The following is a 25,339-nucleotide window of genomic DNA, read 5'->3' on the forward strand; positions in this document are numbered from 1 at the left end:
CCGGTGCGCGACGCGCGTCAGCCGTCGCGCTTCGTCACGTGCGCGATCTTGTGCGCCAGTTCGCGCACGTCGACCGGCTTGCACAGGTAGCCGTCGAAGCCGGCCTCCAGCGCGCGGCGTTCGTCGGCGAGGCCCGCGTGCGCGGTGACGGCCAGCACGCGCACGTCGGGCGGGCCGCCGTCGCCGTTCGTCGTGCCGCGCCGCAACGCGTCCAGCAGCCAGAAGCCGTCGCCGTTGGGCATCGCGAGATCGGACAGCACGACCGTCGGCCGCATGTCGGCCGCCATCGCGAGCGCCTCGCGCCCCGACGACGCGATCGCGACGGCCGCGCCGAATGTGGTCAGCGCGGCCGTGAGGCTCGCACGCGTGGTCGGATCGTCGTCGACGATCAGGATGCGTTGCGTATCGAGCACGAGCGCGTCGCGACGGCTGCCCGCCTGCACGATCCCCCACGCCATCGCGCCGGCCGGCTGCCACCCGGCCGGCAGCGTCACAGTGAACGTCGTGCCGCGATCGCGGCCCGCGCTCGCGACGGTCACCCGGCCGCCATGCAACTGTGCGATGTGCCGCACGATCGACAGGCCGAGACCGAGCCCCCGCCGCGGCGATGCGGGCGAATCGTCCGCACGGCGGAACATGTCGAACACGTACGGGACGAACTCCGGCGCGACACCCTGCCCCGTATCGGCGACGGTCAGCACCGCATGCGCGTCGTCGCGCGCGAGCCCGACCGTCACGCTGCCGCCGGCCGGCGTGAATTTCAGCGCATTCGAAATGAGGTTCGACAGCATCTGCCGCAACCGCTCGGCGTCGCCCGACACGATGCACGCGGACGCGTCGCAGTCGAATTCGAGCATGATGCCGGCCGACGATGCGGCGGTCTGGAACGTGCCGACCTGGTCGGAGAACAACCGGACGATGTCGACCGGCGTCGTGTCGAGCCGCAGCTTGCCGGTCGCGAGCGACGACGCATCGAGGATGTCGCCGACCATCCGCGTGAGCGAACGCGCGCTGCGGTCGATCGCGTCGATCGCCTGATGCTGCAGCGCGTGGTCGCCGGTATTGCGCAGCACCTCGATCCACCCGTAGATCACGTTCAGCGGCGTACGCAATTCGTGCGATACCGTGGCCAGCAACTCGTCCTTCAGCCGGTTCGACGTGTCGGCCTGCTCGCGCGCATGGCGCGCGCCCTGCAACGAGCGCTGCGCCCGCAGCTCGTGGCGGCGCTGCGCGCCGGTTTCTCGCAGCGTCAGCGACAGCGCGACGCAGGCCCGCGCGTCGCCCTGCACCGGACATGCCGATACCGTCGCCCGAAAACGCCGGCCGTCGCGCCGCACGCACAGCAGTTCGAGCGGCCCGACCGGCTCGCGCATCGTGTCGAACGATTTGGCGAGCGGATGGAGCCGCAACCAGCGCGGCGCGATCAGCGTGTCGAACCGGCGGCCGCGCGCATCGGCCTCGTCGTATCCGAAGATCCGCTGCGCGGTCGGGTTCCAGCTCGCGATGTGGCCGCTGGCGTCGATCCCGACGATCGCGTCCGGCGATGCATCGACGACCGCACGCTGCAGCCGCGATGCGTCGACGCGCGCGCGGTCCGCGCCGGCATCGCGCAGCATCAGCACCGCGCCGCCGAGATTGCCGTCCGCATCGCCAAGCGGCGACGCGACCGCGACGATCGGCACCGGATCGCCGTTGCCGGTCTGCAGCCAGTGCCGGTCGGACGTCGCCTCGGCGCCGCCGAGCGCACGATCGAGCGGCGTGGTCGGCACGCGGCGGCCTTCGTGGTCGACGATCCGCAGCACGTCGCGCACCGGCCGCCCCATTGCGTCGTCCGGCCGGCAGCCGACGAGTTCGGCCGCGGCCGCGTTGAGATAGGTGACCCGGCCCATCGTATCGGCCGCGATCACGCCGTGCGGCAGCGCGCCCAGCACGGCCTCGAGCTGCCGGCGTGCAGCCGCCTCGCGTCGGCTTGCGCGAGCGTTCGTCACGCGCGTGTGATGCAGCATCGACGCGATCGCGCACACCAGCGCGCCGATCAGCATGAACGTACCGAGCTGCACGAGCCGCTCGGGCAGCGGCGCCGTATAGGCGGCCGGATCGGACAGGAACAGCGTCCACACGAGCAGCCCGCTGACCACGGTCGACACGATGCCGAACAGGAACGATGTCGCCCACGCGGCGCCGGCGAGCAGCGGGTAATACAGCACGAACGGCAAATTCACGCCGCCGAACCGGATCGCGAGCGTCTGCAGCACGGTCGCGATCGCGACCAGCATCACGGCCGTTGCGTAATTTCCGGCCTGCGGCCGTGCAATTTCGGTCATTGAACACGCTCCTGCGGGAACAGTCGGCAGCGGGCGCCGTGCGCGCCGCCGGCGGGCACGGCGCATGCTGGCCGATCGGCACCGGCGGCCCGGCCGCTCACGATGGAGATCCTCACGCCATGCCCGACCCGACACGCTGGCTCGTCGTCTCGCCGCATCTCGACGATGCCGTCTTCAGTTGCGGACAACTGCTCGCGCAGGCGCCCGGCTCGATCGTCGTCACCGTATTCGCGGGAATCCCGCCGCGCGGCATGCCCGCGCCGCCGTGGGATCGACGCGCAGGGTTTCACGACGCCGACGAAGCAGTGCGCGCGCGCCGCGACGAAGACCGCCGCGCGCTCGCGCGGCTCGACGCACGCCCCGTGTGGCTCGACTTCCTCGACGACCAGTACGGCATCCCGGCCACGTCGACCGCGATCGCGGCACACGTGGCCGCGACGATCGACGCGCACCCGGGCTTCGGCGTGCTCGCGCCGGCCGGCCTGTTCCACCGCGATCACCTGCAGGTGCAGGAGGCCATGCTGTCGCTGCTGCGCGAAGACAATCCGTCGCGCATCTGGCGCTTCTACGAGGACGTGCCGTATCGCCGCATCGATGGACTGATGGCAAGGCGCGTGATCGGCTGGCGCGAGCGCGGCTGGATCGCGCATCCGGTCGCGCCGCCCGCCGGCGGCGATACGGCGGGCGCCACCGCGAAAGCCGCCGCCATCGACGCATATGCAAGCCAGGTAACGCTGTTCGAACCTCATATGCGCGCCGCTCTCCACGAACCCGAAATGACCTGGCGGCTCGAATGCGACGTCACGTCCGCGTAACGCCCGCGCGCGTCGCGCTGCCGCCGGGCGAGCCGCGCATGACCGCCATCGTGCTGACCTGCCGGCGCGCCGCCGAACTCGCGCGCACGCTCGAACATCTTTCCGCGCTGCCCGACCGGCCGGCGATCGTCGTCGTCGACAACGCGGCGGACGCCGAGACGGCCGCGCTGATCCGCGAGCGCTTCGCGCACGTCGCGCTCGTGCATGCGCCGGGCAACCTCGGCGCGGCCGGCCGCAATCTCGGGGTCGCCGTGGCGCGCACGCGCCATGTCGCGTTCTGCGACGACGACACGTGGTGGGCGCCCGGTTCGATCGCCGAAGCCGCGAACCTGCTCGACGCGTATCCGCACGTCGCGGCCGTCACCGCGCGCGTGCTCGTCGGCCCCGACCGGCGCGAGGACCCGACCTGCCGGCTGATGGCCGACAGCCCGCTGGACGCGCCCGTCGCGCTGCCGGGCCGCCCGATCCTCGGGCTGCTGGCCGGCGCGACCGCGTTCCGGCGCGACGCGTTCGTGCGCGCGGGCGGCTACCATCCGCGCTACTTTCTCGGCGGCGAGGAAGCGCTGCTCGCGCTCGATCTGTCTCGCGCCGGCCACTGGCTCGTGTATGCGCCCCACCTGACGGTCCATCACTACCCGTCGGCGCAGCGCGACCGGCCCACACGCGCGCGCACCGCCGCCCGCAACGCGGTATGGACGGCGTGGCTCAGATGGCCGGCCGCGGCCGCGTGGCTGCACACGGTGCGCATGCTGCCGCTGCTGCGCCGCGAACGGGCGATCGTGCGCACGTTCGCTGGCCTGCCGTGGACCCTGCGCGAACGCCGCGCCATTCCGCCGCACGTCGAACGCATGCGCCGCCGGCTCGAGCGCGACGCGCCCCGCGGAGCCGAAACGGGACGATGAGCGGGAACATGAGCGCGATCGGGGCCACATCAGGAATCCGGTTTTTCCGTTTCGTCTTCCAGTTGCGCGAGCCGGTTGTAGATCGTCTTCAGGCTGACGTCGAGCACCTCGGCCGCCTGCGCCTTCACGCCGCCGCATTGCGCGATCGTGCCGAGGATCAGCTTGCGGTCGACCTCCTCGAGCGGCGTGCCGAACGGCACCGTCACGCGATCTTCATGCGAATCGACCATGCTGGACAGCTCGTCCATGATCGGCGGAGGCAGCGTCTCGATCACGTCGGCATCGGTGAAGATACTCGCGCGCTGCACGAAGTTGCGCAACTCGCGCACGTTGCCGGGCCATTCGTAGCTCTTCAGCGCTTCGCGGGCAGCGGGCGCGAAGCGCAGGTTGCGGCCGCTCTCCTCGTTGTAGCGCTGCAGGAACGCGTCGGCGAGCATCGGGATGTCGTCGCCGCGTTCGCGCAGCGACGGCAGCGGAATCGGAAACACGTTGATCCGGTGGAACAGGTCCGGCCGCAGCTTGCCTTCCGCCATCGCCGCCTCCGGGTCGCGGTTCGTCGCGGCTACGATGCGCACGTCGACGTCGATCTCGCGCGTCGAGCCGAGCCGCGTGACGCGCCCGGTCTCCAGCACGCGCAGCAGCTTGACCTGCGATTCGACCGGCATCTCGGTGATTTCGTCGAGAAACAGCGTGCCGCCGTCCGCACGTTCGAAAAAGCCCTTGTGCTGGCGTTCCGCGCCGGTGAAGCTGCCGCGATCGTGGCCGAACATCTCGCTCTCGACGAGATTCGCGGCGATCGCGCCGCAGTTCACCGCGAGGAACGGGCCACGGCGGCGCAGGCTGAGGTCGTGCACGGTCTGTGCGGCGAGCTCCTTGCCGGTGCCCGATTCGCCGGTGAGCAGCACGGACGCTTCGGTGCGCGCGACCCGGCCGATCGCATCGTAGACGGCCTGCATCGCCGGCGAGCTGCCGAGCATGCGGCCGAATCGGCCGAGCCGCTGCAACTCCGAGCGCAGCTCCGCGATTTCCTCGTGCAGCGCGGTCGTGCGCGGCACGCGCGCGAAGATGCTGTTCAGCCGCTGCATGTTGAGCGGCTTCACCAGATAGTCGGTCGCGCCGCGCCGCAACGCGTCGATCGCGGTTTCGAGGCTCGCGTGGCCGGTGGTCAACACCATTTCGCAATGCCCGCGCTTGGGCAATGCGTCGAACAGATCCATCCCGTTGCCGTCGGGCAGCACGAGGTCGCACAGCACGAGATCGGGGGTATGCGTCGAGACGAGCGTGCGCGCTTCTTCAAGCGTCGCGGCCGTATCGCACGAAAGCTGCTGCGTGCGTGCGAGCGTGGCCAGCATCGTTCGCGTATCGGCGTCGTCTTCGACGATCAGGACGTAAGGCATCGAGGCTCCTTTTGATACGGCCCGGCGCATAGGTGGGCCGGCACCGCGACACGTGCAGCGTCATGCACGTCAGCGGGCACACGACGCATCTTCAACGCTGCACACGATCGGGCAGACAGGCGGTCCTGCACTGAAAACGAGTGCTTAGCAGTATAGAAGAACGGTGTCGTGCATTCGCCGTTCATCGAATAAATCTATCTGCCGGCGCCAGCCGCATTGCCAGATTCAATGTCGACGAATCGGTATAAAAGGTATCCTGCATACGTGAAAGACGACGTGTGCCACGTCGTTTTTTACCTGATCACGACACCTTCGGTCAAAACTTCCCAACTCGGTCATACTCCATGTCGAAATCCGACGATGACGGCACGCGACTGTTCGGGCGTTCGCGAACAATTCAGGATTTGCTGCTGAAAGTGTCGCGCGTCGCCGCCACCCGCGTGAGTGTGCTGGTGGTCGGCGAAAGCGGGGCGGGCAAGGATATCGTCGCCCGGCTCATTCACGACATGAGCCCGCGCCGGCGCGGGCCGTTCGTGCCCGTCAACTGCGGCGCGATTCCGAAGGACATCGCGGAGTCGCACTTGTTCGGTCACGAAAAAGGCAGCTTCACGGGCGCCGTCGCGCAACATGTGGGCATGTTCGAGGCCGCGCGCGGCGGCACGCTGTTTCTCGACGAGATCGCCGAGATGCCCGCCGAGTTGCAGGTCAAGCTGCTGCGCACGCTCGAAACCAACACGATCGTGCGCGTGGGCGGCCACGAGCCGATTCCGCTCGACGTGCGGATCGTCGCGGCCACCCACCACGATCCGGTCGAGGCACTGCGCAGCGGCCGGCTGCGCGAAGACCTGTTCTACCGGATCGCGCCGGTCGCGCTGCACGTGCCCGCGCTCAGGCAGCGCGAGGACGACGTCGGCGACATCGCGCTGCAGATCGTCGAACGGCTGAACGCGCGGCACCGCACGAGGAAGCGCCTGTCGACGCAGGCGATGAAGGCGCTGCGCGCGTACACGTGGCCCGGCAACGTGCGCGAACTGCGCAACGCGCTGGAGCGCGCGTTCATCCTCGCCGACGAGCAGATCGAACTGCAGTTGCCGCGCCGCCAGCCGCCGCGCGAAGAAGTACGCCACAACGCGATGACGCTGCATATCGGCACGACGCTCGCGCATACGCAGCAGCGCTTCATCGTCGCGTCGCTGCGCCATTTCAACGGCGACAAGCCGCGCACCGCGAAAGCACTCGGCATCAGCCTGAAAACGCTGTACAACCGCCTCGCGCTGCTGCCCGAAAACGAACGCAATGCGGCCAGCGGCAGCGCGCCGGCGGCGCCGAACGCCGCGAACGGCGGTAGTCCGCCCGCTTCGCCGCCCGCGACGACGCAATGAAGACGGCGGGTGACGCCGCCTTCGTCATGCCGTCACGTCGCGCAGTGCGGCGTCCCAGTCGCGCGCGAAGCGCTCGATGCCGAATCGCTCGCAGGCGTCGCGCCTGGCCGCCGCGCCCCACTCGCGCGCCAGTTCCTGATCGCGAATCAGCATCCGCATCGCGTCGATCAGCACGGCCGGCCGCGTATCGGCCACGCCGTTGCTGCCGGTCTTCACGAGTTGCGCCATCTCGGTCGTCGCGAGCGCGACGATCGGCAGCCCGATCATCATCGCCTCGATCACCGCGAGCCCGAGGCTCGTGTAGCGGATCGGATTGAAGAAGAACCGGTAGTGCGACAGGAATTGCGGCAGCGCCGGGTTCGGCACTTCGCCGATCCCGCCGAGTTCGGTCGAGCCCATCCCGACCAGATCGATCGGCACGCTGTGCCGCACTACCTCGAACAGGTCCGCGCCGAGGCGCCGGCCGCGGCGCGCGAGGTTGTTCACCACGGCCACGCCCTTCGGCAGCGTGCCGTGATACTCGACACCTTCCGGCAGCAGCACGCCGTGCTCGATCACGCGCGTCGGCGTCACGCCGTTGTCCCACATCAGCGCGTTGAACGGCGTCACGTGCACCAGCAACACGTTCGGGTCCTGCACCGGATGCAGCGTGTCGGTCGGATGCTCGCGCGGCGGATCGTGCTCGACGAACAGCGTCGGCAGCGCGCGCTGCGCTTCGCTCAGCAGCCGCAGGCGGTCGTTCCGGTAATGATTCACGTGCTGGTACAGCACGCAGTCGAATGCGGTGTCGCGCACGCACTCGGCCGGCACTTCGTGCACGTTGTCGCCCCACGGCAGGTGCCCGACGCGGCCCGCATAGCCGGGCGGATGCTGCGGCTTCGTCACGATGTAGAAATCGTGCGGCGCCTGCGACAGGTAATACAGGTAGTTGCCATGCACGTGCCAGGTCAGCACGCGCAACCGCTTACGTGACATGACGTCTCTCCTCGGCGAGCAGCTCGCCCGCCCGATCGATCACTTCGCCGACGCCGATCGCCGTCGCGCATTCGTGCCCGTACGGACACGTATCGAACATGCACGGCCGGCACGCCGGGTAGTTCGCGAGCACGCGATGGCGTTCGGCGTCGAGCGGCGCCCAGCGGGCCGTATCGCTGCCGCATGCGACGACGATGCTCGGCGTGCCGAGCGCCGCCGCGACGTGCGACACGCCCGTGTCGTTGCACAGCAGCAGCCGCGCGCGGGCGATCAGCGCGGCCAGCGCGCCGAGCGGCGTGCGGCCGCACAGGTTCACGCACGGCCGCCCGAGATGCTCGGCGAACGCGCTCGCCAGCGCCAGTTCCGCGCGCGTGCCGGTCAGCACGATCTGCCAGCCGTCGTCGGCGAGCTGCCGCGCAGCGAGCGCGAAGCGCTCGACCGGCCAGCGCCGCGATGGCATCCGCGCGCCGGGATGGACGATCACGTAGCGGCCGGGATCGAGCGCGTGTTCGTCGCAGAGCACGTGCCACAGCGCGTAGTCGAGCCCGCCGAGCGGGAATTCGAGGTAGTCGCCCCAGTCCGCGTAACCGAGCTTGCGCGTGAGCGCCAGATAGCGCGCCACTTCCGGTTCGTCGTCGCGCCACACGAGCGTGCAGTCGAGCGCGGCCGTGCCGCCGTCGGCCGGCACGAAGCCGGCCGTGCGCGTCGCGCCGAGCGACGCGACGATCGCATTCGTGTGCGCGCCGCTGCCGTGCAGCTGGATCGCGAGGTCGAAGTCGCGCGAGCGGCATTCGGCGATGAACGCCTCGCGCGTGGCCGCGTCGGGTTCGGGCTGTTCGGCGAGCCCCGCCGCGCCGGGGAAGGCGATGAAACCGTCGATGTAGTCCGAAAAGCGCGACGCGAACTCGCGCGCCCACGGCAGGCCGATCAACGTGATGCGCGCATCCGGTTCGCCGCGCCGCAGCGCACGCAGCGCGGGCACCGCGCACAGCATGTCGCCGAGCTGCAGCGCGCGGAACACCGCGATCCGCTTGGGGCCGCGCGGGCCGTCGGAATCGACGCTGGGATCGAGCTTCATAGGAAGAGCACCCGGAAGTGAAGCGCGCCGCGCATGCGCCAGTACAGCGACACGGGCGGAATCGCGATGGACGTGACGATCATTTCGGCCACATGCGACGGCGTGAGCTGCGTGCCGCGCAACCGTTTCGCGCAGAACCCAGCGGTAATCGCGGCCCACACCACTGCGCACGCGATGGCCGGCGCCGGCCAGCCGGCCGCGAGGCAGCCGAGCGCGCCGAGCGCGGCGAGCACGGCCGCGTAGTAATGCCACGGCGGCATCGGCCGGATATGACGCCGGTAAGTCGTGCGATGCTTCTTGTACAGCAGCGCATCGAAATACACCTTCGACTGCGCGCCGATGCTCGATCCCCAGCGCGCGGGACGCACCGGATGCACGATGCGCGCGGCGTCGGCCTCGACGATCGGCCCCGCATGCTCGCGCAGCGCGAACATCAGGTCGGCGTCCTCGCGCCACGCGCGCGTGAAGCGCTCGTCGAAGCCGCCGACGCGTTCGAGTGCCGCGCGCCGCACGAAGCAGTTCGCGGTCGCGAATTCCGCATGCGCGAGCCCCGCCGCATCGCGCTCGTAGTCGGTCGGGCACGGCCGCAGCGGCACGTCGATCCGGCCGGCCGCGGCCGCCGCAGACGGTTCGGCCAGCAGCGCGGCCGCGCCGTGGCGCAGCCAGGTCGGATCGGGAATCGTGTCGTCGTCGGTGAACGCGATCAGCGCGCCGCACGCGCTGCGCCAGCCGACGTTGCGCGCGCCGGCCGGGCCCTGCGTGTCGGGTGCGGTCATATAGCGGATCGCCGGCACGTCGGTTACGCGTGTGCGGCACGCATCGACGACGGCGCGCGCACTGCCGGCCGGATCGTCGTCCACGACGACGATCTCGTAGGTGGTCGGATCGAACACCTGCACGCACAGCGCGTCGAGGCAGCGTGCGAGCAGGTCGGGCCGCCGGTAGGTGGGCACGACGACCGACACGACCGGCGGCAGATGCGTGTCGCGCGCGTTCATCTGGGTTTCTCCAGCAGGAACGGCCCGATCACGAGCGCATCGAGCGGCGACGTCCAGAAGCATTCGATCGCGTCGCGCGGCGAGCACACGATCGGTTCGCCGCGCGTGTTGAACGACGTGTTGACGAGCACCGGCACGCCGGTGAGCGCGTCGAACTCGGTCAGCAACGCATGCAGCAGCGGGTGCTGCGTTTCGTCGACGGTCTGCACGCGCGCGGTGCCGTCGATGTGGCGCACCGCCGGAATTCTCTCGGCGCGCTCGGGCACGACGTCGTACACGAACAGCATGAACGGCGCGCGCAGCGGCGTACGCCGGCCGCCGCTGAACCAGTGATGCGCACGGTCTTCGAGCACGACCGGCGCGACCGGCCGGAAATCCTCGCGATCCTTGATCCGGTTCAGCTTGCGCTGCATGTCCGGGTCGATCGGCGACGCGAGGATCGACCGTGCGCCGAGCGCGCGCGGGCCGAATTCCATGCGCCCCTGGAACCAGCCGATCACGCGGTTCGCCGCGAGCAGCGCAGCCGTCTGCGCGGCGACGTCGGCGAGCCGCCGGTACGGCAGTTGCGCCTCCTTCAGGAACGCCTCGATCGCGTCGTCGTCGTAGGCCGGCCCGAGATACGCATGATCCATCCGCCAGTCGCCGCGCTCGCCGCGCATCCGAAAGTCGGCCCACAGCGCGGCGCCGAGCGCCGTGCCCGCGTCGCCGGCAGCCGGCTGCACCCACACGTCGTCGAACGGGCCGCGATCGCGAATCTTCGCGTTCATCACGCAGTTCAGCGCGACGCCGCCCGCCATCGCGAGCTGCCGCTCGCCGGTTTCGGCGGCCAGCCAGTCGACCGCCTGCAGCGTCGTCTCCTCGAGCACCAGTTGCAACGCGTGCGCGATGTCGCAGTGATGCGGCTCGATCGGGCCGCCGCGTTCGCGCGGCGCGCCGAATTGCGCGGCCAGATCCCCGTCGATCACGTCATAGCGCCCTTCGCCGCGATACCGCACCAGCTTGCGCATCTCGTCGGCGAACACCGGCTTGCCGTACGACGCGAGCGCCATCACCTTGTATTCGTCGGACGAGTGCAGGAAGCCGAGATAGCGGGTCACGCGCTCGTACAGCAGCCCGAGCGAATGCGGCAGGTTGACCTGCCCGACCCGCCGGTACGAGCGGCCGTCGAACACGCCGTAGCTCGTCGTCGCGCGCTCGCCGCGCCCGTCCATCGTCATCACCGCGCAGCGTTCGAACGGCGCCGCGAGAAACGCGCTCGCCTCATGCGCGAGATGGTGCTCGATGAAATGCCAGCGGAACGGCCCGTCGTGCGTGACGCCGCGAAAGCGCCGCTGCAGATGATGCGGCGCGCCGCCCGCGAGCTGGCGCGGCGCGTTGACGATCGACGACAGGAACAGCGGATGCCACGGCGACGCGCCGTCGTCGCGCGGCGCATGCGCGGACGGCGACAGCGGCAGGGTCAGCGCCGGCTCCGTGCCGTCGCGGTCGAGTTCGAGCCACGGGTCGTACGAATACGCGACGTGGTCCACGTCCGCGAGCGTGATGCCGGCTTCCGCGAGGCAATAGTCGATCGCGTGGAAGGGCAGCTCCCAGGTCGAGAACGGCACCGGGCGCTTCGCGTGCTTCACGTGCGTGAAGCGTTCGTCCTCGGCCGCCGCGATCACGACGCCGTCGCGCACGATGCACGCGGCGCTGTCGTGAAAAGCGGCGTTGATGCCGAGCGTATGGATCGGGTCAGGCATGCGTCAGTTCCTCGTGATGACGTGCGCGAACGGAAGCACGTTCGATGCGTGCGCCGCGGCCGGCTCGCTGCCGGGCGCGGCGGCCCGCGCGGCCGCGCGTTGCGCATGGCGCGCGCGGCCGTGCAGCAGCGCGTGCACGGCGGCGACCACGTCGTCGACGCTCACGCCGCGCAGGCACGGATGGCCGGGCTGGTTGCACACGCTGCGGTAGCAGTTACGGCACGGCACGTCGACGTTCAGCACACGGTGCGGCACACGCCACGGCGTGTGCTGCGGATTGGTCAGCGCGTACAGGTCGACCACCGGCGTGCCGAGCGCGGCCGCGAGATGCACGGGGCCGCTGTTGTTCGACAGCAGCAGGTCGGCCGTCTCGATCAGCGCGCCGAGTTCGCCGAGCGGCAGCACGCCGGCGAGCGGCACCGCGCGCGGCCCGGCGCGTTCGCACACCGCGTCGATCAGCTCGCGTTCGCCCGCGCTGCCCGTCACCGCGATGCCGTCGAACAGCGGCGCGACCGCGGCGGCGGCTTCGCCGAAACGCTCGGCCGGCCAGCGCCGCGACGCCGCGCTCGCGCCCGGATGGACGACCAGCCAGCGCGCGCGCCGCGCATCCGGCCCGCGTGCGCCGCCGATGCGTTGCAACGCGGCCTGCAAGCGCGCGTGCACCGCGCGCCGCGCCGCGTCGCCCGGGTCGAACGCCATCCGCCAGTCCGACGTCGTCGCGCCGACGGTGCGCACCAGCGCGAGCTGACGCGCGACCTCGTGGCGCACGTGCGATTCCGGCTCGGTCTCCGGCACGCGGTCGGTCAGCAGTTCATACGGGTTCTCGCGGCAATGCGCGAGCCGCAGCGGAATGCCGGCGAGCCAGCACATCATCGCGGCGGGCAACGGATTCTGGCTGTAGACGGTGAAGATCACGGCCGCGTCGAAGCGGCCCGCCAGCAGCCGGTCGATCATGTCGAGATCGGCCACCGGATCGCCGCGCACGTCGGGATGCTTGACCCACGGCGCATCGTAGCTCCACACGTCGTCGACCATCGGCAGATGCCTGGCGAGCGCGGCGCCCGTGCGCGACGTCAGCAGCGTCAGCCGGCGGTCGGCGCCGCTTTCCTTCAGCGCGCGCAGGGCGGGCGTCGTCATCAGCACGTCGCCCATGCTGTCGAGCCGCACGCACAGGATGCGGCGGGCGCGGCTCCAGGCCATGTTCATCGCCGCACTCCCGAGCCGTGCCGGCGCACGGCTTCGCGCACGACGATGTCGGCGGCCAGGTCGACGCGGTCGACGACGTGGAGCGGCGTGCGCGCGGCGTTGACGCGCCACTCCGTCTCGTGACCGCAGTCGACCAGGATCGTGCCGCAGCGTGCGGCGCGGCCGGCCTCGACGTCGTCGAGGATGTCGCCGATCATCCAGCTCCATTCGGGCACGGCGCCGAGCGCCGCCAGCGCGCGCCGCAGCATGCCGGGGCGGGGCTTGCGGCAGATGCAGTCACAGGTGTAGCGCGGCACGCTGCCCCGCGGGTGATGGGGGCAGTAAAAAAAATCCGCCAGCGTCGCACCGTTCGCTTCGAACAGTTCGGCGAGACGCTGGCGGACCGCGCCAAGCTCGTTTTCGGTAAAGCGGCCGAGCGCGACGCCCGACTGGTTCGACACGACCGCCAGCGGCATGCCGGTCGCGCCGAGCGTGCGCAGCGCGCGCGCCGCGCCCGGCGCGAGGCGCATCCGGGCGGGATCGACGTTGTACGGCACGTCGTCGAGCAGCGTGCCGTCCTTGTCGAGCAGCACCGCGCCGGGCAGCCGCCGTTCGCGCTTCAGGGCCATGACGTCTCCTTCATCGGCAGCACCATCAGTTCCGGCACGACCGTGCCCGGCGGCTGGGTCAGCACGAAACGCACGGCGGCCGCGACGTGCTCCGGCGGCTGCAGCGTGTCCTCGTCGATGTCCGGAAAACGGTCGAGCAGGAACGGCGTGCGCATCCCGCCCGCGACGATCGCCGACACGCGCACCCCGCTCGGCCGCAGTTCGGCATGCAGCGCGTGCGACAGGCCGAGCAGCCCCCACTTCGTCGCGTGATACGCGGACGCGTTCGGCCACGCCCGCTTCGACGCGGTCGACGCGATGTTGACGATATGCCCGTCGCCGCGCGCCTTCATCATCGGCACGGCCGCGTGACACATCAGGTACGGGCCGAACAGGTTCGTCATCAGCACCTGCTGCCACGCGTCGACGCTCACGTCGTCGATCGGCGCGGTCACGTCGATCGCCGCGTTGTTGACGATCACGTCGAGCTCGCCGAGCGACTCGCGCGCATCGTGCACGACCTGCAGCACCGACGCTTCGTCGCGCACGTCGAGCGGCCGGCCCACCGCCTGCCCGCCGTGCCGTTCGAGCCGCTGCGCGACGGCCGCCGCGCGATCGCCGTCGAGATCGGCGACCACCACGTGCGCGCCATGGCGCGCAAGCTCTTCGCAAATGGCTTCACCGAGACCGCGGCCGCCCCCGGTCACGAGGGCGGTCCGGCCGGCGAGCGGCGGTCTGGCTGGATCGTGAGTCGCGTTCACCTGCACCTCCTGTCGATGTCGGAAAAGCAATCCGGCTGACGGCGACGCTTGTCGCGACAACCGTCCGTGGAGGAGATACAGCGAAAACCGTGCCGGCCCGCGCGCGCCCGCACCGCATCGGGCCGTGCCGCGCGCTCGCTGGCTTTTTTATAACCGGCTGTAAAAACGGGTCCCGGGCGGCCGCGCCTGGGCGGCCCCCTCAGATCGCGAGCCCGTCGGGCGTCGCCTGCGCACGGTGCTTCGCGAGCGCGCGCAGGCAGTGCGCGATGCAACCCGCGAACGCCTCGTCGAACCACGGCTGCGCGCCCGACACGCCGACCACGATGCCGCCGAGCGCGACGCCGCCCCACAGGTTCGTGTCGCCCGCGCGCAGCCGGTACGGCTCGAGCGCCTGCACGACATGGCCGTCGCGGCCCGTTTCCCACGACAGCCGCGCCTTGGCCCGCGCATACGCGCGATAGTCGGCGTCCCAGTCCTTCGGGTCGGGCAGCGAAAATTCATACAGAATCGCGTCCTCGAACGCCGCGTCGTGCGGCCCAAGCGCCGGGTCCATGATCACGATGTGCAGGCAGCCGCTGTCGCCGACGAAGTCGCTCTGCAGCGCGGCGGCCAGGCTCGGCAACAGCAGCTCGACGGCCGCCACCGCCGCCTGGCGGTCGGCGAACGCACTACCGCCGCGACGCGCGTTCAGGGCTTCGGGTGTCGTCGGATTCAGAAGGTTCGGCATGGATTTCTCCGGAGGAAAACGCGAGCGCGCGCAACGCCGCGATCAGGTCGGCCGCTACCGCGGGCTTGGTCAGGTACGCATGGAAACCGGCTTCGACCGCGCGCGTGCGATCGCGATCGCGTGCATGGCCGGACAATGCCAGCGCCTCGAGCGGCGCGCGGCCGTCGCGATCGCGCGCGGCGTCGAGCTGACGCACGCGCGACATCACCGTGTAGCCGTCCTCCTCGTCGTCGCCGAGATCGATGTCGCAAACGAGCAGCGCCGGCCAGTCGGCCCGGCGCGCGCGCCACAGGTCGTCCAGCAATGCCTGGCCCGACGCATACGCGCGCACGTCGGCGCCGGCCACCTCCAGCAGCGCGGTGAGCGCGTCGCGCGCCTCGTCGTGGTCGTCCACGCACGCGATGCGCAGGCCGTCGAGCGGCTTGGCCGTCGCGCCGGCGCCCGCGTTCGGCACGGCACCGTTCGGCTGCATCGACGCCGGCGCCACCGCGCACATCGGCAGCGACAGGTGCAGCGTCACGCCAATGTCGTCGCGTTCGCGCACGACGTAGCCGCCGGCCTCCTCGATCGCGTCCTGCAATCGTTCGAGATCGATCAGCGACAGCTCGGTGGCGTCGACGCCCGCGCACGCGATCGTGATCCGCGCTTCCGGATCGTGGCGCGCCGTGCGCACTTCGAGCTGCCCGCCGCTGCTCGCGTCGATCGCGCCGCGGCACAGTTCCCACACGAAGCGCCGCAGCGCGGCCGGATCGGCCTTGACGACGAGATCCTCGTCGGACACGTGGCGGAACACCGGCACGCCGCGCTGCGCGGCCGCCTCCGCCAGCGAATCGAGCACCTGCGACACCATCGGGTTGATCCGCACCGGCTGCCGCGCGAACTTCGCCTCCGTGCGTTCCAGTTCGCGCTGCTTCGCCTGCAGCGACCACATCTGCGCATACACGCCGCCGCTTTCGAGCAGCTCGTCGTGGGTGCCGTGCTCGACGAGCCGGCCGTGCTCCATCACGAGGATGCGATCGGCATCGACGATCGTCGACAGCCGGTGCGCGATGATGAGGCTCGTGCGATGCTGCGCGACGCGCATCAACTCCTGCTGGATCGCTCGCTCCGAGCGCGTGTCGAGCGCCGACGTCGCCTCGTCGAACACGACGATCGGCGGCGCCTTCAGCAACGCGCGCGCGATCGCGACACGTTGCCGCTCGCCGCCCGACAGCCGCACGCCGCGCTCGCCGACGCGCGTGTCGTATGCGTCGGGCAGCCGCTCAATGAACGCGTCGAGCTGCGCGCCGCGCGCGGCCGCGATCACTTCGCCGCGGGTCGCATCGCGCTTGCCGTATGCGATGTTGTACGCGAGCGTGTCGTTGAACAGGATGGTGTCCTGCGGGACGATGCCGAGCGCGTCGCGCAGGCTGCGCTCGGTGACGAGCCGCAAGTCCTGGCCGTCGATCCGGATCGTGCCCGCGTCGGGCTGATACAGCCGGAACAGCAGTCGCGCGAGCGTCGACTTGCCCGAGCCGCTGCCGCCGACCACGGCGATCGTCTGCCCGGCCTCGATGCGGAACGACACGTCGAACAGAATCTGCCGGCTCGGCTCGTAGCCGAAGTCGACATGCTCGAACTCGATCGCGCCGCCGCGCACGACGAGCGGCTGCGCACCGGGCGCATCGCCGTCCTCGCCGGGCTTGCCGCGCGCATCGAGCAGCCCGAACAGCCGCTCGATGTTCGTCATCGCATCGTTCGCCTCGCGAAACACGAAGCCGAGCGCGTTCAGCGGCAGGCTGATCTGGATGATGTATGCGTTGATCAGCACGAGATCGCCGATCGTCATCGCGCCGCGCGCGACCTGCTGCCCGGCGAGCAGCATCACGGCCGCGATCCCCGCGCCGATGCACGCGCTCTGCCCGATATGCAGCGTCGACAGCGCGTACTGGTTGTCGACGCCGGCTTCGCGCCACGCGTCGAGCACGCGATCGAGCCGGTCGCGCTCGACGTCCTCGCGGGCGAAGTACTTGACCGTATCGACGTTCAGCAGGCTGTCGACCACCCGCGAATTCGACTCGGCCTCGAGCGCGTTCACTCGCCGCTGGAAACGCATGCGGCGGCGCGTGAACACCACCGTATACGCCGCGTAGACGGCGAACGTGACGAGAATGATCGCGGTAAAGCCGCCGCCGTACTTGCCGATCACGATCACGAGCACCGAGCCGATCTCGATGGCCGTCGGCACGATCGTGAACACGGCGACGCCGAGCAGATAACCGATGCCGGCGGTGCCTTTCTCGAGGTCGCGCACGACGGCGCCGGTCTCGCGCTGCGCATGAAAACGCGCGCCCAGCCGGTGCAGGTGACCGAACGTGCGCACGGTAAACGACGCGACCGTATGCTGCGTGACCTGCACGAAGGTCATGTCGCGCACTTCGTTCAGCGCGTTCGACGCGAAGCGCACGACCGCGTACGCGAACAGCAGCAGCACCGGCCACGCCAGCGGCTGGCCGGCCACGCGGCCGAAACCGTCGACGATGTCCTTGAGCAGCAGCGGCACCGAGACGGCCGCCGCTTTCGCGAGCACCAGCAGCGCGATCGCCGCGAGCACGCGCGCGCGGTAATGCCAGATCGCGCGCCAGAGTTCGGCCGCGATCCGCAGCCGCAAGCCGCGCGCGTCGCGGCGCTCGCGGGCTGCAGGGGCATCACGGCGCCTGATTGGCGTGTCGTCGATTCCGGTCGTCATGCACGCGTTGCCCGCGGTCGGGGTCTGGCCGTTTCACGCACGGGCGTCAATGGCGCGATTCGCGCTCGCGGCCGGGCACGACGGTGCCGGGCTCGGGGTCGCGCGCGACAGGCTGGGTCGGCGTGACGGTCCGCTGATCGGGATGCAGCACCATGCCCGTATCGTGTTCGCCGTCGCGGCGCACGCGCACGCGATTCTCGACGTCGCGCACGCCCATGCAGCCATCGGCCAGATCCTCGATGTCGTGCCTCATCCAGCGTGCCGGCACCGTGCCGTCCAGCTCGACTCGCCCTTCCTTCACCTGCACGGTGACGTCGCTCACGTCGATCTCGAGCGCATGCGCGAGCCGCTCGCACACGTCCTCGCGAATGCGCTCGTCCGAGCGCGTATAGCCTTTCGGCCCGCGGCGATGGCGCAGCGCGTCGCGTTCGGCTTCGCTGCCGAACCGCGACAGGTCGGGGGCGCGACCGCCGTAGCGCGGGTCGCCACGGGGATCGCCGCGGGGATTACCGACGTCGCGCTCGCCGCCGTACCAGCCCATCCGGTGCTGGCCGCGGAATTCCGGGCGCTCGCCGCCGTACCGGCCTTCGCGGCCCTCCGCGCGGCGGGCCGGCCCGCCGTAGCCGCGCTCGGGGTCCCGCGCCGGCTGGCGCGCGCCGCCCGGCCAGTCCGGGTCGGTGCCGCCGCGCCGCTGGTCGGCCGGGCGCGCGGCGCGCTCAGTCCATTCGCTGCCCCAGTCTTCCGGGCCCACGTCCTCGCTCGCGAAGCGGCGGTAAGCCGATTCATCGTCTTCTTCCGGCCACAGTGCCGGGTCGTCCGGGATGCCGCGCTCGCCGGCGCCCCGGTACGCGCGTTCGTTGCGCTCCTGCCAGTCGGGCGGGCCGCCACGCTCGCCGTGCCGTCCGGGATATCGTCGTTGCATCGTGTCTCTCCTTGATCGCGCCTGCGCCGCGCGGCCCCATGCCGGATCGCGACGCGCGTCGGTCGGGTCAATGCAAATCGCGTGCCGGCGCCGTTGCCGGGCCGCGACGGTTGTGCGCCGCAGCGCCGGGAAGCCGCCAGGCGCCCCAATCTGCAACGCGATTGCAGTTTTTGCGTGCCGGGCATCACGGCGCGCCGCCGGCCTCGCCCCCGTCGCCCGGTTCGTCCGTGCGACCGGGCTCGCTCAGCCGCTCGGTGCGGTCCGGCTCGATGTCGGCGCCTTCCTCGAGCGTCGAGTCGCCGTCCGCCGACGCGCGCTCGCCGGTACCCGCGCGGTCGGTATCGCTGTCGAGCGACGCGTCGCCGCGTTCGAGCGCGTGATCGTCGAGCGGCGAATCGACGTCGAACGGATGGCGCCGCGCGCCCGCCGTGTCGCTGCCGCTGTCGGAGGAATCGCTCGGGCCGAGCGCGCGCCCGTCGCGGCCGCGGCTGGCGTTGTCGTCGTCCGGGCCGGCCGGTTCGTTGTCGGGATTCAGCGTGCTGTTCATGTCGATCTCCTTGCCTGGCTTGCCTGCCGTGCCGCCGCACGGCAGGGGGACCGAACGGTCGTGCAATCGGCATGCCGCGCCGGCCGCCGTCGGGCGCGCCGGCGCGAATCCGGCTCGCGGTGCGGTGGACGGCACGGCCGATGCGCACCCATTGATCACCCGAATCGAGTTCCTTTATTCTTTCGGACGTGCCAATCCGGTTCGCGTAGCCGCCCCCGGCGTATCCGGCGGCGGGCGGACGGTATTCGGCCGCCCGCATTTTGGACCTGCCGCCCCTGATGACGAACGACGACGCCGATCTTCACCCGCCTCTGCCGCCTGGCTCGCACGACGCGCGGGACCTGCTGCATCGCTTCGCCGAATTCCGGTTCCAGACCGTGGTGGAGTCGATCACCGACTACGCGGTGTTCATGCTCGACCCGCACGGCAACGTCGCGACCTGGAACGCCGGCGCGCAGCGCATCAAGGGCTACCGCGCCGCCGAGATCGTCGGCCGCCACTTCTCGCTGTTCTATCCGTCCGACGCGATCGCGGCCGGCCGGCCGGCGCACGGGCTCGCGCTGGCCGCCGCGCACGGCCACTTCGCGGACGAAGGGTGGCGCGTGCGCAAGGACGGCACGCAGTTCTGGGCAAGCGTGACGATCACGCCGGTGCACGACGCGACGCACCAGCTGTGCGGCTTCATCAAGATCACGCGCGACATGACCGAGCGCAAGCGGCTCGAGGCACTCGAAGCGTCGACACACCGGCTCAGCGTATTCATCGCGATGCTCGCGCACGAGCTGCGCAATCATCTCGCGCCGCTGCGCAATTCGGTCGGCGTGCTGCAGAGCCTGCCCGATCCGGCGCCCGCGCTCACGCAGTGCCGCGACGCCGTGCACCGTCAGGTCGGGCAACTGACACGGCTCGTCGACGATCTGCTCGACGTCGGGCGCATCACGGCCGGCAAGGTCGAGCTCGACGATCGCCCCGTCACCGTGCGCGACATCGTGTGCCGCGGCGTCGAGAGCATCCAGCCGAAACTGGCCGCGCGCGGGCAGTGGATCCGTGTCGACCTGCCCGACGATTCCGTGGTGCTGCACGGCGACGACGCACGGCTCGTCCAGGTGCTGCACAACCTGCTCGACAACGCATCGAAATTCTCGCCGCACGGCGGCCGGATCGACGTCGGCGCGCGTATCGACGGATCGTCGGTGGCGATCGACGTCGTCGATCACGGCGTGGGCATCGCGCCCGGCGCGCTCGAAACGATCTTCGACCTGTTCCAGCAGGAAGGTGCGTCGGGCCACTCCCCGTCCGGCGGGTTCGGGCTCGGTCTCGCGATCTGCCGGTCCTTCGTCGAACTGCACGGCGGGCGGATCGTCGCGAAAAGCGACGGGCCCGGCCACGGCGCGACGTTCACGATCTGGCTGCCGATCGTGCAAACGACGCGCAACGAGCGCGCCGAGCCGCACGCGCCTGCCGCGCCCCCACAGCCTGCCGCCGTGCCGCTGCGCATCGTCATCGTCGACGACAACCGCGACTCGGCCGACACGCTCGCGGTGCTGCTGCAACTGAAAGGCCATGCACCGCGCGTCGCGTACAACGCGGCCGACGCGCTGGCGCTCGCGCGCGACTATGCGCCGCAGTTGATGCTGCTCGACCTGACGATGCCGGACGTCGACGGCTTCGCGCTGCTGGAGGAACTACGCACGATCGACGCGCTGCGCGACACGACCTGTGTCGCGCTGTCCGGCCATGCACGCGCGTCGGATCTCGCGCGCACGGAACTGGCGGGTTTCGACGATCATCTCGTGAAGCCCGTCGAGATGGCCGTGCTCGATGCGTTGCTCCAGCGCGTCGCGCGCGAAGTTCAGGACACGCCGTAAGCGCCCGTGCTCAGGCCATCGCGCGGCACATCGCCGCGCAGGCCTCGCACGCCAGCGCACAGCGGCGGCAATGTTCGTGCGCATGCCGCGAACACTCGGCCGCACACAGGTCGCACGCGTGCGCGCACAGCCCGCAAATGCGCGGGGCGAACGCGCTGCGGCGCGCCATCGCACCCGACGCGAAGCGGCACAGCTGTGCGCATTCGATGTCGAGCGCGATGCAGCCGGCCAGCGCATGCACGTCGCGCTCCGCGAGGCAGGCGGCCGCACAGGTGTCGCACGCGTGCGCGCAGGCGTCGCACGCGGCCATGCAGTTGTCGTATCGATCCGTCATTGCAGTGCTCCCGGTTGAGGTTCGTGTCGTCACGGCGTCAGCTTCACCTTCATCCAGCCCGGCTCGCGCACGTCGAACGCGCGGTACGCGTCGATCGCGTTCGTCAGCGGCTCGCAGCGCGTGAGCACCGACAGCGGATCGAACGCACCGCTGCGCACGAGCTCGACGAGCGGCGGCGTCACCGTCCGGTGATTGCAGTTGCCCATCTTGATCGTCAGGTTGCGGTTCATCGCCTCGCCGACCGGAAACACGCGGGCCGCCGGCGGATACACGCCGATCACCGCGACCGTGCCGGCCTTCGCGACCGCGCGCACCGCCCATTGCAGCACCTGCGACGGCCCGTCGCCCGGCACCCAGTTGCGACCGTCCGGCTTGCGGTGCGGCGCGATCGCGTCGACTTCCTCATCGAACGCGCGCGCAGCCTCGCGATCGGCCGCCGCCGGCCCGTGCGTCGCGCGCATCGCGTCGACGCCCACCGCGTCGATCACGCGATCGACGCCGATCCCGCCCGTCAGCCGCAGCACCGTATCGACCGGATCGTCCTCGGAAAAATCGACGATCTCGGCGCCCTGCGCGCACGCCATCTCGAGCCGCGACGCGATGCGGTCGATCGCGATCACGCGCCCGGCGCCCATCAGCTTCGCGCTCGCGATCGCGAACTGGCCGACCGGCCCCGCGCCGAACACGGCCACCGTATCGCCGGGTTTCACTTCCGCGAGCTGCGCGCCGAAATAGCCGGTCGGGAAAATGTCCGACATCAGGATCGCGCGATCGTCGTCGATCGCATCGGGCAGCCGGATCAAGCTTGCGTGCGCAAGCGGCGTGCGCGCGTATTCGGCCTGCAGCCCGTCGAACGGGCCCGTATCGGCCGGGCCGCCGAAGAACGCCGTGCCTGCCCGCGGCCCGCCCGGGTTCGCGGCGTCGCATTGCGCGGTGTAGCCCGCGCGGCAGTATGCGCAACTGCCGCACGCGATCGTCGACGGAATCAGCACGCGATCGCCGCGCCGCAGGTTGCGCACGTCGCGCCCGACCGCCTCGACGATGCCGACGCCTTCGTGGCCGAGAATCGTGCCCGGCTTCATGCCGCCGAGCGTGCCGCGCACCATGTGCAGATCGGTGCCGCAGATCGCGCTGGCGGTCAGGCGCACGACCGCGTCGGTCGCCTCGGAGACTTCCGGATCGGGCACCGTGTCGATGCGAATGTCGCCGATGCCGTGAAATACGACTGCTTTCATGTCTGGCCCTCCTTGTCGAAAGCGGAAACGGTGAATGTGACCGTCGAGCCGATCGAGCAAGGCATGCTCCTGTGCTGCGCACGTGCGGCGCGATGCACGGACAGGAAGCGCTTCGTTTTCGAGGAGGGGTCGTGCCGACGCGTTGGTCCGTCGCCGGGCCGCTGCCGTCATGCGCGTTCGAGATCGCTTCGACGAGCGTCGGTGCGGCGCCGATCGGCGGTGTCGTGTCGGTCGCGTCGCCGCCCAGCGGCGCGCGGCGCGTCGATATCGGAACAGGACAACACGTCGCGCGTTGCTGATACGATCGACGCACCGCATTCGCGCACGACGGAGGGCCCCGACCGATGCAAGCCACCGACATTTTCATGGATCACGAAATTCGCGTCGACGCGACGCGCAACGCGAACGGCGCGTGGGTCGCGCAGGTGCGGATCTTCCGCGACGGCGCGCCGGTCGATCTGCCCGCACCCGAACTCGTCACACCCGAATGGCTCACGTGCGACGAAGCGCTGCGCGGCGGCATCGACCAGGGGCGCGTGATGATCAGGACGCGCGACCGGTAACGACGCCCGGAACATCCGCGCGTCGCGATGCGCGGCGCGAACGCGGTTCTGAAACGTGCACGGACGTCGGGGCCTCTCTCGCCTCCATCGGCGGTTCGGCCGTCACGCGGCGGACATCTGCCGCTCGAGGGCGGCTTCGGCCTTCAGGCTGTCGAGATCGCGACCGATCGTCACGACCGCGAGCCGCGTGTTGCCACGCCAGTACCCGATCGTGCAATCGTGCGCGCCGAGGTTGCCGTCGATTTCGACGCGATCCCATTGCTCCGCATGGCCGACATAGCGAATCGTCAGGTCGTACTGCTGACTCCAGAAAAACGGCGCGGCGTCGAACGGCCGCTGCTGGCCGAGCATGTTGCGCGCCGCGACGCTGCCCTGCCGCTCGGCGACGACCCAGTGCTCGACGCGAATCCGCTCGCCCGTGAGCGGATCGGGCCAGCGCGCGATGTCGCCGGCCGCGTAGATGTCGGGCGCGCTCGTCCGAAGGAAGCGGTCGACCGTCACGCCGCGTTCGACGGCGAGCCCCGCGTCCTGCGCGAGCCCGACGTTCGGCTGCACGCCGATGCCGACCACCACGACGTCGGCCGGCAGCACGTCGCCGCTCGACAGCATCACGCTGTCCGGCCCGATCCGCGCGGGTGTCGCGCCGAGATGGAACACCACGCCGTGCGCTTCGTGCAGCGCCTTGATCGTGTCGCCGAGCGCATCGCCGAGCACGCGGCCCATCGGATGCGCATCGGGCGCGACGACGTGCACGTCGAGCCCGCGCGTGCGCAACGCGGCGGCCGCTTCGAGCCCGATGAAGCTCGCGCCGACCACCACGCAACGGCGCGCCGTTTTCAGCTTGCCGATCAGCGCATCGCAATCGGCGCGCGAGCGCAGCAGGCAGACGTGCGGCAGATCGGCGCCGGGCACGTTCAGCCGGTTCGGCTCGGCGCCGGTGGCGAGCAGCAGCGCACCGTATTCGACACGGCTGCCGTCGGCCAGCTCGACCGCCCGCTGCGCGGGATCGATGCGCACGACCCGCGTGTTGCAGCGCACGTCGATCCGCTGCTCGGCATAGAACGACGGCGCACGCAGCGGCAGCCAGTCGGCCTGAGCCGTGCCCGCGAGGTAATCCTTCGACAGGTTCGGCCGGTCGTACGGCGGATCGGCATCGGCGCTCAGCAGCGTGATCGAATGCGGATAGCCTTCCTGCCGCAGCGTCACGGCGGCCGCGATCGCAGCGGCGCCGCCGCCGACGATCACGACCGACGCTGGCAGCCCGGCTGTCTTCGGCGCAGACGGCACGGCGGCGGGCCTCGCATCGAGTACGACGGCGCGGCCATCGCGCCGCTCGACGCGCCAGCACGTCAGCCCGTCGAGCGCCGGCGCGCGCTCCATCTCGCCGGTACGCAGGCAGAACGCCGCGTGATGCCACGGACAGCGAATCGTATCGCCGATCAGTAGGCCCTGGGCCAGCGGGCCGCCGTAGTGCGGGCATTGCGCGCCCATCGCGAACAGTTCGTCAGCGCGGCGCACGAGCAGCACCGCCGCGTCGCCGACATGGCCCTCGATCATCGCGCCGTCGGCGAGATCGTCGAGGGCGATCCCTTGCGTGAGATCGGGTGAGGACGCAGCATCGCTTCCAGTCATGACGTGGCTCCCGGAAAGTCAGGTAACGATCCCATTATCGACGTCCGTCCTGAAAAGAACAGGTACAGACGCCCCGCAGCGCACGCAAACGCCGACTGCAGCGTGTACGCGATCCATGACCGGCGTAGCCCATGATCGACGTTGCGGCGCAACACGGCGGCCGCTCCGCGAAGGGCCGCCGCGCGACGCGCGCAAGCCGCGTGCCGCCTTCCCCCGTCAAAGGGGCGCGTTGTCCGCGCAGGCGCGATGCGGGCGGCACGCTGGAGATCCTGCAATGCCGGTTCGACGGCAAGCCGTTCCGCAACGAATGCCTGATCGTCGACGGCGGCACGCTTGCATGCACTGGCGCGCAGTCGTACCGGCTGACATGACGACGCGCCGCGCGATGGTGCGCTCAGCCGACGCAGGCTGCGGCGAGCTTGCCGACGACGATGACCGCACGCTCGATATCCGGCGACCATGGGCTGCTGTAATTCAGGCGGATGAAGTTCCGGTAGTTGTCGGTGATCGAGAACATGTAGCCCGGCCCGATCGTGATCCCCTGCTCCAGCGCGAGCTGATACAACCGCATCGCGTCGACCTGCGCGGGCAACTCGACCCACAGCACGTAACAGCC

22 protein-coding genes and 1 pseudogene are annotated in these 25,339 nt (G+C 70.5%); 6 read left to right on the forward strand and 17 right to left on the reverse strand.

Going from position 1 to position 25,339, the window contains the following annotated elements; genetic code table 11:
• Positions 1 to 17: 17 nt before the first annotated feature.
• The gene (locus tag WT97_RS31025) at positions 18 to 2,324 is read right to left on the reverse strand and encodes an ATP-binding protein (protein WP_060355033.1); all 2,307 of its coding nucleotides are present in this window, start codon (positions 2,322 to 2,324) and stop codon (positions 18 to 20) included.
• 119 nt (positions 2,325 to 2,443) lie between these two features.
• Between WT97_RS31025 and WT97_RS31030 the strand changes: the two genes are divergently transcribed.
• Both WT97_RS31030 and WT97_RS31035 read left to right on the forward strand, forming a co-directional pair.
• Positions 2,444 to 3,139 (forward strand): PIG-L family deacetylase, encoded by a 696-nt coding sequence (locus tag WT97_RS31030; RefSeq protein ID WP_060355055.1) that lies wholly within the window; start codon positions 2,444 to 2,446, stop codon positions 3,137 to 3,139.
• A complete protein-coding gene (locus WT97_RS31035) occupies positions 3,118 to 4,041 on the forward strand; it encodes a glycosyltransferase family 2 protein (protein WP_060355034.1) in 924 nt (307 codons plus the stop codon). The genes WT97_RS31030 and WT97_RS31035 overlap by 22 nt, the downstream gene beginning before the upstream one ends.
• Before the next feature lie 29 nt (positions 4,042 to 4,070).
• On the opposite strand, the gene WT97_RS31040 is transcribed toward WT97_RS31035, so the two are convergent.
• A complete protein-coding gene (locus WT97_RS31040) occupies positions 4,071 to 5,438 on the reverse strand; it encodes a sigma-54 dependent transcriptional regulator (protein ID WP_059502877.1) in 1,368 nt (455 codons plus the stop codon).
• Positions 5,439 to 5,782: 344 nt separating this feature from the next.
• Between WT97_RS31040 and WT97_RS31045 the strand changes: the two genes are divergently transcribed.
• Positions 5,783 to 6,820: a sigma-54-dependent Fis family transcriptional regulator gene (locus WT97_RS31045; protein ID WP_060355035.1), complete on the forward strand. Its 1,038-nt coding sequence runs from the start codon at positions 5,783 to 5,785 to the stop codon at positions 6,818 to 6,820.
• 24 nt (positions 6,821 to 6,844) lie between these two features.
• On the opposite strand, the gene WT97_RS31050 is transcribed toward WT97_RS31045, so the two are convergent.
• The 11 genes from WT97_RS31050 to WT97_RS31100 form a co-directional block, all read right to left on the reverse strand.
• Positions 6,845 to 7,795, reverse strand: coding sequence for a glycosyltransferase family 4 protein (locus WT97_RS31050; protein ID WP_059502880.1), 951 nt, complete (start codon positions 7,793 to 7,795; stop codon positions 6,845 to 6,847).
• Positions 7,785 to 8,873: a glycosyltransferase family 9 protein gene (locus WT97_RS31055; protein WP_059502882.1), complete on the reverse strand. Its 1,089-nt coding sequence runs from the start codon at positions 8,871 to 8,873 to the stop codon at positions 7,785 to 7,787. Before WT97_RS31055 ends, WT97_RS31050 begins: the two co-directional genes overlap by 11 nt.
• Positions 8,870 to 9,871: a glycosyltransferase family 2 protein gene (locus WT97_RS31060; protein ID WP_060355036.1), complete on the reverse strand. Its 1,002-nt coding sequence runs from the start codon at positions 9,869 to 9,871 to the stop codon at positions 8,870 to 8,872. Before WT97_RS31060 ends, WT97_RS31055 begins: the two co-directional genes overlap by 4 nt.
• Positions 9,868 to 11,613 carry a carbamoyltransferase C-terminal domain-containing protein gene (locus WT97_RS31065; protein ID WP_060355037.1) on the reverse strand — a complete coding sequence of 582 codons (1,746 nt, stop codon included), beginning with the start codon at positions 11,611 to 11,613 and terminating at the stop codon, positions 9,868 to 9,870. The genes WT97_RS31060 and WT97_RS31065 overlap by 4 nt, the downstream gene beginning before the upstream one ends.
• Positions 11,614 to 11,616: 3 nt before the next feature.
• Complete coding sequence (locus WT97_RS31070; protein ID WP_060355038.1) at positions 11,617 to 12,819, reverse strand: glycosyltransferase family 9 protein; 1,203 nt, start codon at positions 12,817 to 12,819, stop codon at positions 11,617 to 11,619.
• Positions 12,816 to 13,427, reverse strand: a complete 612-nt coding sequence (locus tag WT97_RS31075) for an HAD-IIIA family hydrolase (protein WP_059502890.1) — start codon at positions 13,425 to 13,427, stop codon at positions 12,816 to 12,818. Before WT97_RS31075 ends, WT97_RS31070 begins: the two co-directional genes overlap by 4 nt.
• Positions 13,418 to 14,167, reverse strand: a complete 750-nt coding sequence (locus tag WT97_RS31080; RefSeq protein WP_059503032.1) for an SDR family oxidoreductase — start codon at positions 14,165 to 14,167, stop codon at positions 13,418 to 13,420. The genes WT97_RS31075 and WT97_RS31080 overlap by 10 nt, the downstream gene beginning before the upstream one ends.
• A 199-nt stretch (positions 14,168 to 14,366) precedes the next feature.
• On the reverse strand, positions 14,367 to 14,894 hold the full coding sequence (locus WT97_RS31085; RefSeq protein WP_034185503.1) for a hypothetical protein: 528 nt from the start codon (positions 14,892 to 14,894) through the stop codon (positions 14,367 to 14,369).
• A complete protein-coding gene (locus tag WT97_RS31090) occupies positions 14,836 to 17,622 on the reverse strand; it encodes an ABC transporter transmembrane domain-containing protein (RefSeq protein WP_060355039.1) in 2,787 nt (928 codons plus the stop codon). Before WT97_RS31090 ends, WT97_RS31085 begins: the two co-directional genes overlap by 59 nt.
• A gap of 46 nt (positions 17,623 to 17,668) precedes the next feature.
• Positions 17,669 to 18,544, reverse strand: coding sequence for a BON domain-containing protein (locus tag WT97_RS31095; protein ID WP_060355040.1), 876 nt, complete (start codon positions 18,542 to 18,544; stop codon positions 17,669 to 17,671).
• Between the two features lie 184 nt (positions 18,545 to 18,728).
• Entirely contained in the window at positions 18,729 to 19,091 is a 363-nt protein-coding gene (locus WT97_RS31100; protein WP_059503034.1) for a hypothetical protein, read from the reverse strand.
• A gap of 278 nt (positions 19,092 to 19,369) precedes the next feature.
• Here WT97_RS31100 and WT97_RS31105 point away from each other — a divergent pair, with 278 nt between their 5' ends.
• Positions 19,370 to 20,959 carry an ATP-binding protein gene (locus WT97_RS31105; protein ID WP_060355041.1) on the forward strand — a complete coding sequence of 530 codons (1,590 nt, stop codon included), beginning with the start codon at positions 19,370 to 19,372 and terminating at the stop codon, positions 20,957 to 20,959.
• A gap of 10 nt (positions 20,960 to 20,969) precedes the next feature.
• Here WT97_RS31105 and WT97_RS31110 read toward each other — a convergent pair whose 3' ends face one another.
• Together WT97_RS31110 and WT97_RS31115 are read right to left on the reverse strand one after the other, a co-directional pair.
• Complete coding sequence (locus tag WT97_RS31110) at positions 20,970 to 21,293, reverse strand: four-helix bundle copper-binding protein (RefSeq protein WP_034209281.1); 324 nt, start codon at positions 21,291 to 21,293, stop codon at positions 20,970 to 20,972.
• Positions 21,294 to 21,322: 29 nt separating this feature from the next.
• The gene (locus WT97_RS31115) at positions 21,323 to 22,528 is read right to left on the reverse strand and encodes a zinc-dependent alcohol dehydrogenase (protein WP_060031244.1); all 1,206 of its coding nucleotides are present in this window, start codon (positions 22,526 to 22,528) and stop codon (positions 21,323 to 21,325) included.
• Positions 22,529 to 22,872: 344 nt separating this feature from the next.
• Between WT97_RS31115 and WT97_RS31120 the strand changes: the two genes are divergently transcribed.
• Entirely contained in the window at positions 22,873 to 23,091 is a 219-nt protein-coding gene (locus tag WT97_RS31120) for a DUF6566 family protein (RefSeq protein ID WP_059502900.1), read from the forward strand.
• A 102-nt stretch (positions 23,092 to 23,193) separates the two neighbouring features.
• Here WT97_RS31120 and WT97_RS31125 read toward each other — a convergent pair whose 3' ends face one another.
• The gene (locus WT97_RS31125; RefSeq protein ID WP_060355042.1) at positions 23,194 to 24,723 is read right to left on the reverse strand and encodes an FAD-dependent oxidoreductase; all 1,530 of its coding nucleotides are present in this window, start codon (positions 24,721 to 24,723) and stop codon (positions 23,194 to 23,196) included.
• Between the two features lie 131 nt (positions 24,724 to 24,854).
• Between WT97_RS31125 and WT97_RS35245 the strand changes: the two genes are divergently transcribed.
• Entirely contained in the window at positions 24,855 to 25,094 is a 240-nt protein-coding gene (locus WT97_RS35245; RefSeq protein ID WP_060355043.1) for a hypothetical protein, read from the forward strand.
• Between the two features lie 23 nt (positions 25,095 to 25,117).
• On the opposite strand, the pseudogene WT97_RS31135 reads toward WT97_RS35245, so the two are convergent.
• Positions 25,118 to 25,339 (reverse strand): annotated as a pseudogene (locus WT97_RS31135) (2-aminoadipate aminotransferase); the annotation flags it as partial.

The sequence above is a fragment of the Burkholderia sp. MSMB1459WGS genome, from assembly GCF_001534535.1.
Taxonomy (GTDB): domain Bacteria; phylum Pseudomonadota; class Gammaproteobacteria; order Burkholderiales; family Burkholderiaceae; genus Burkholderia.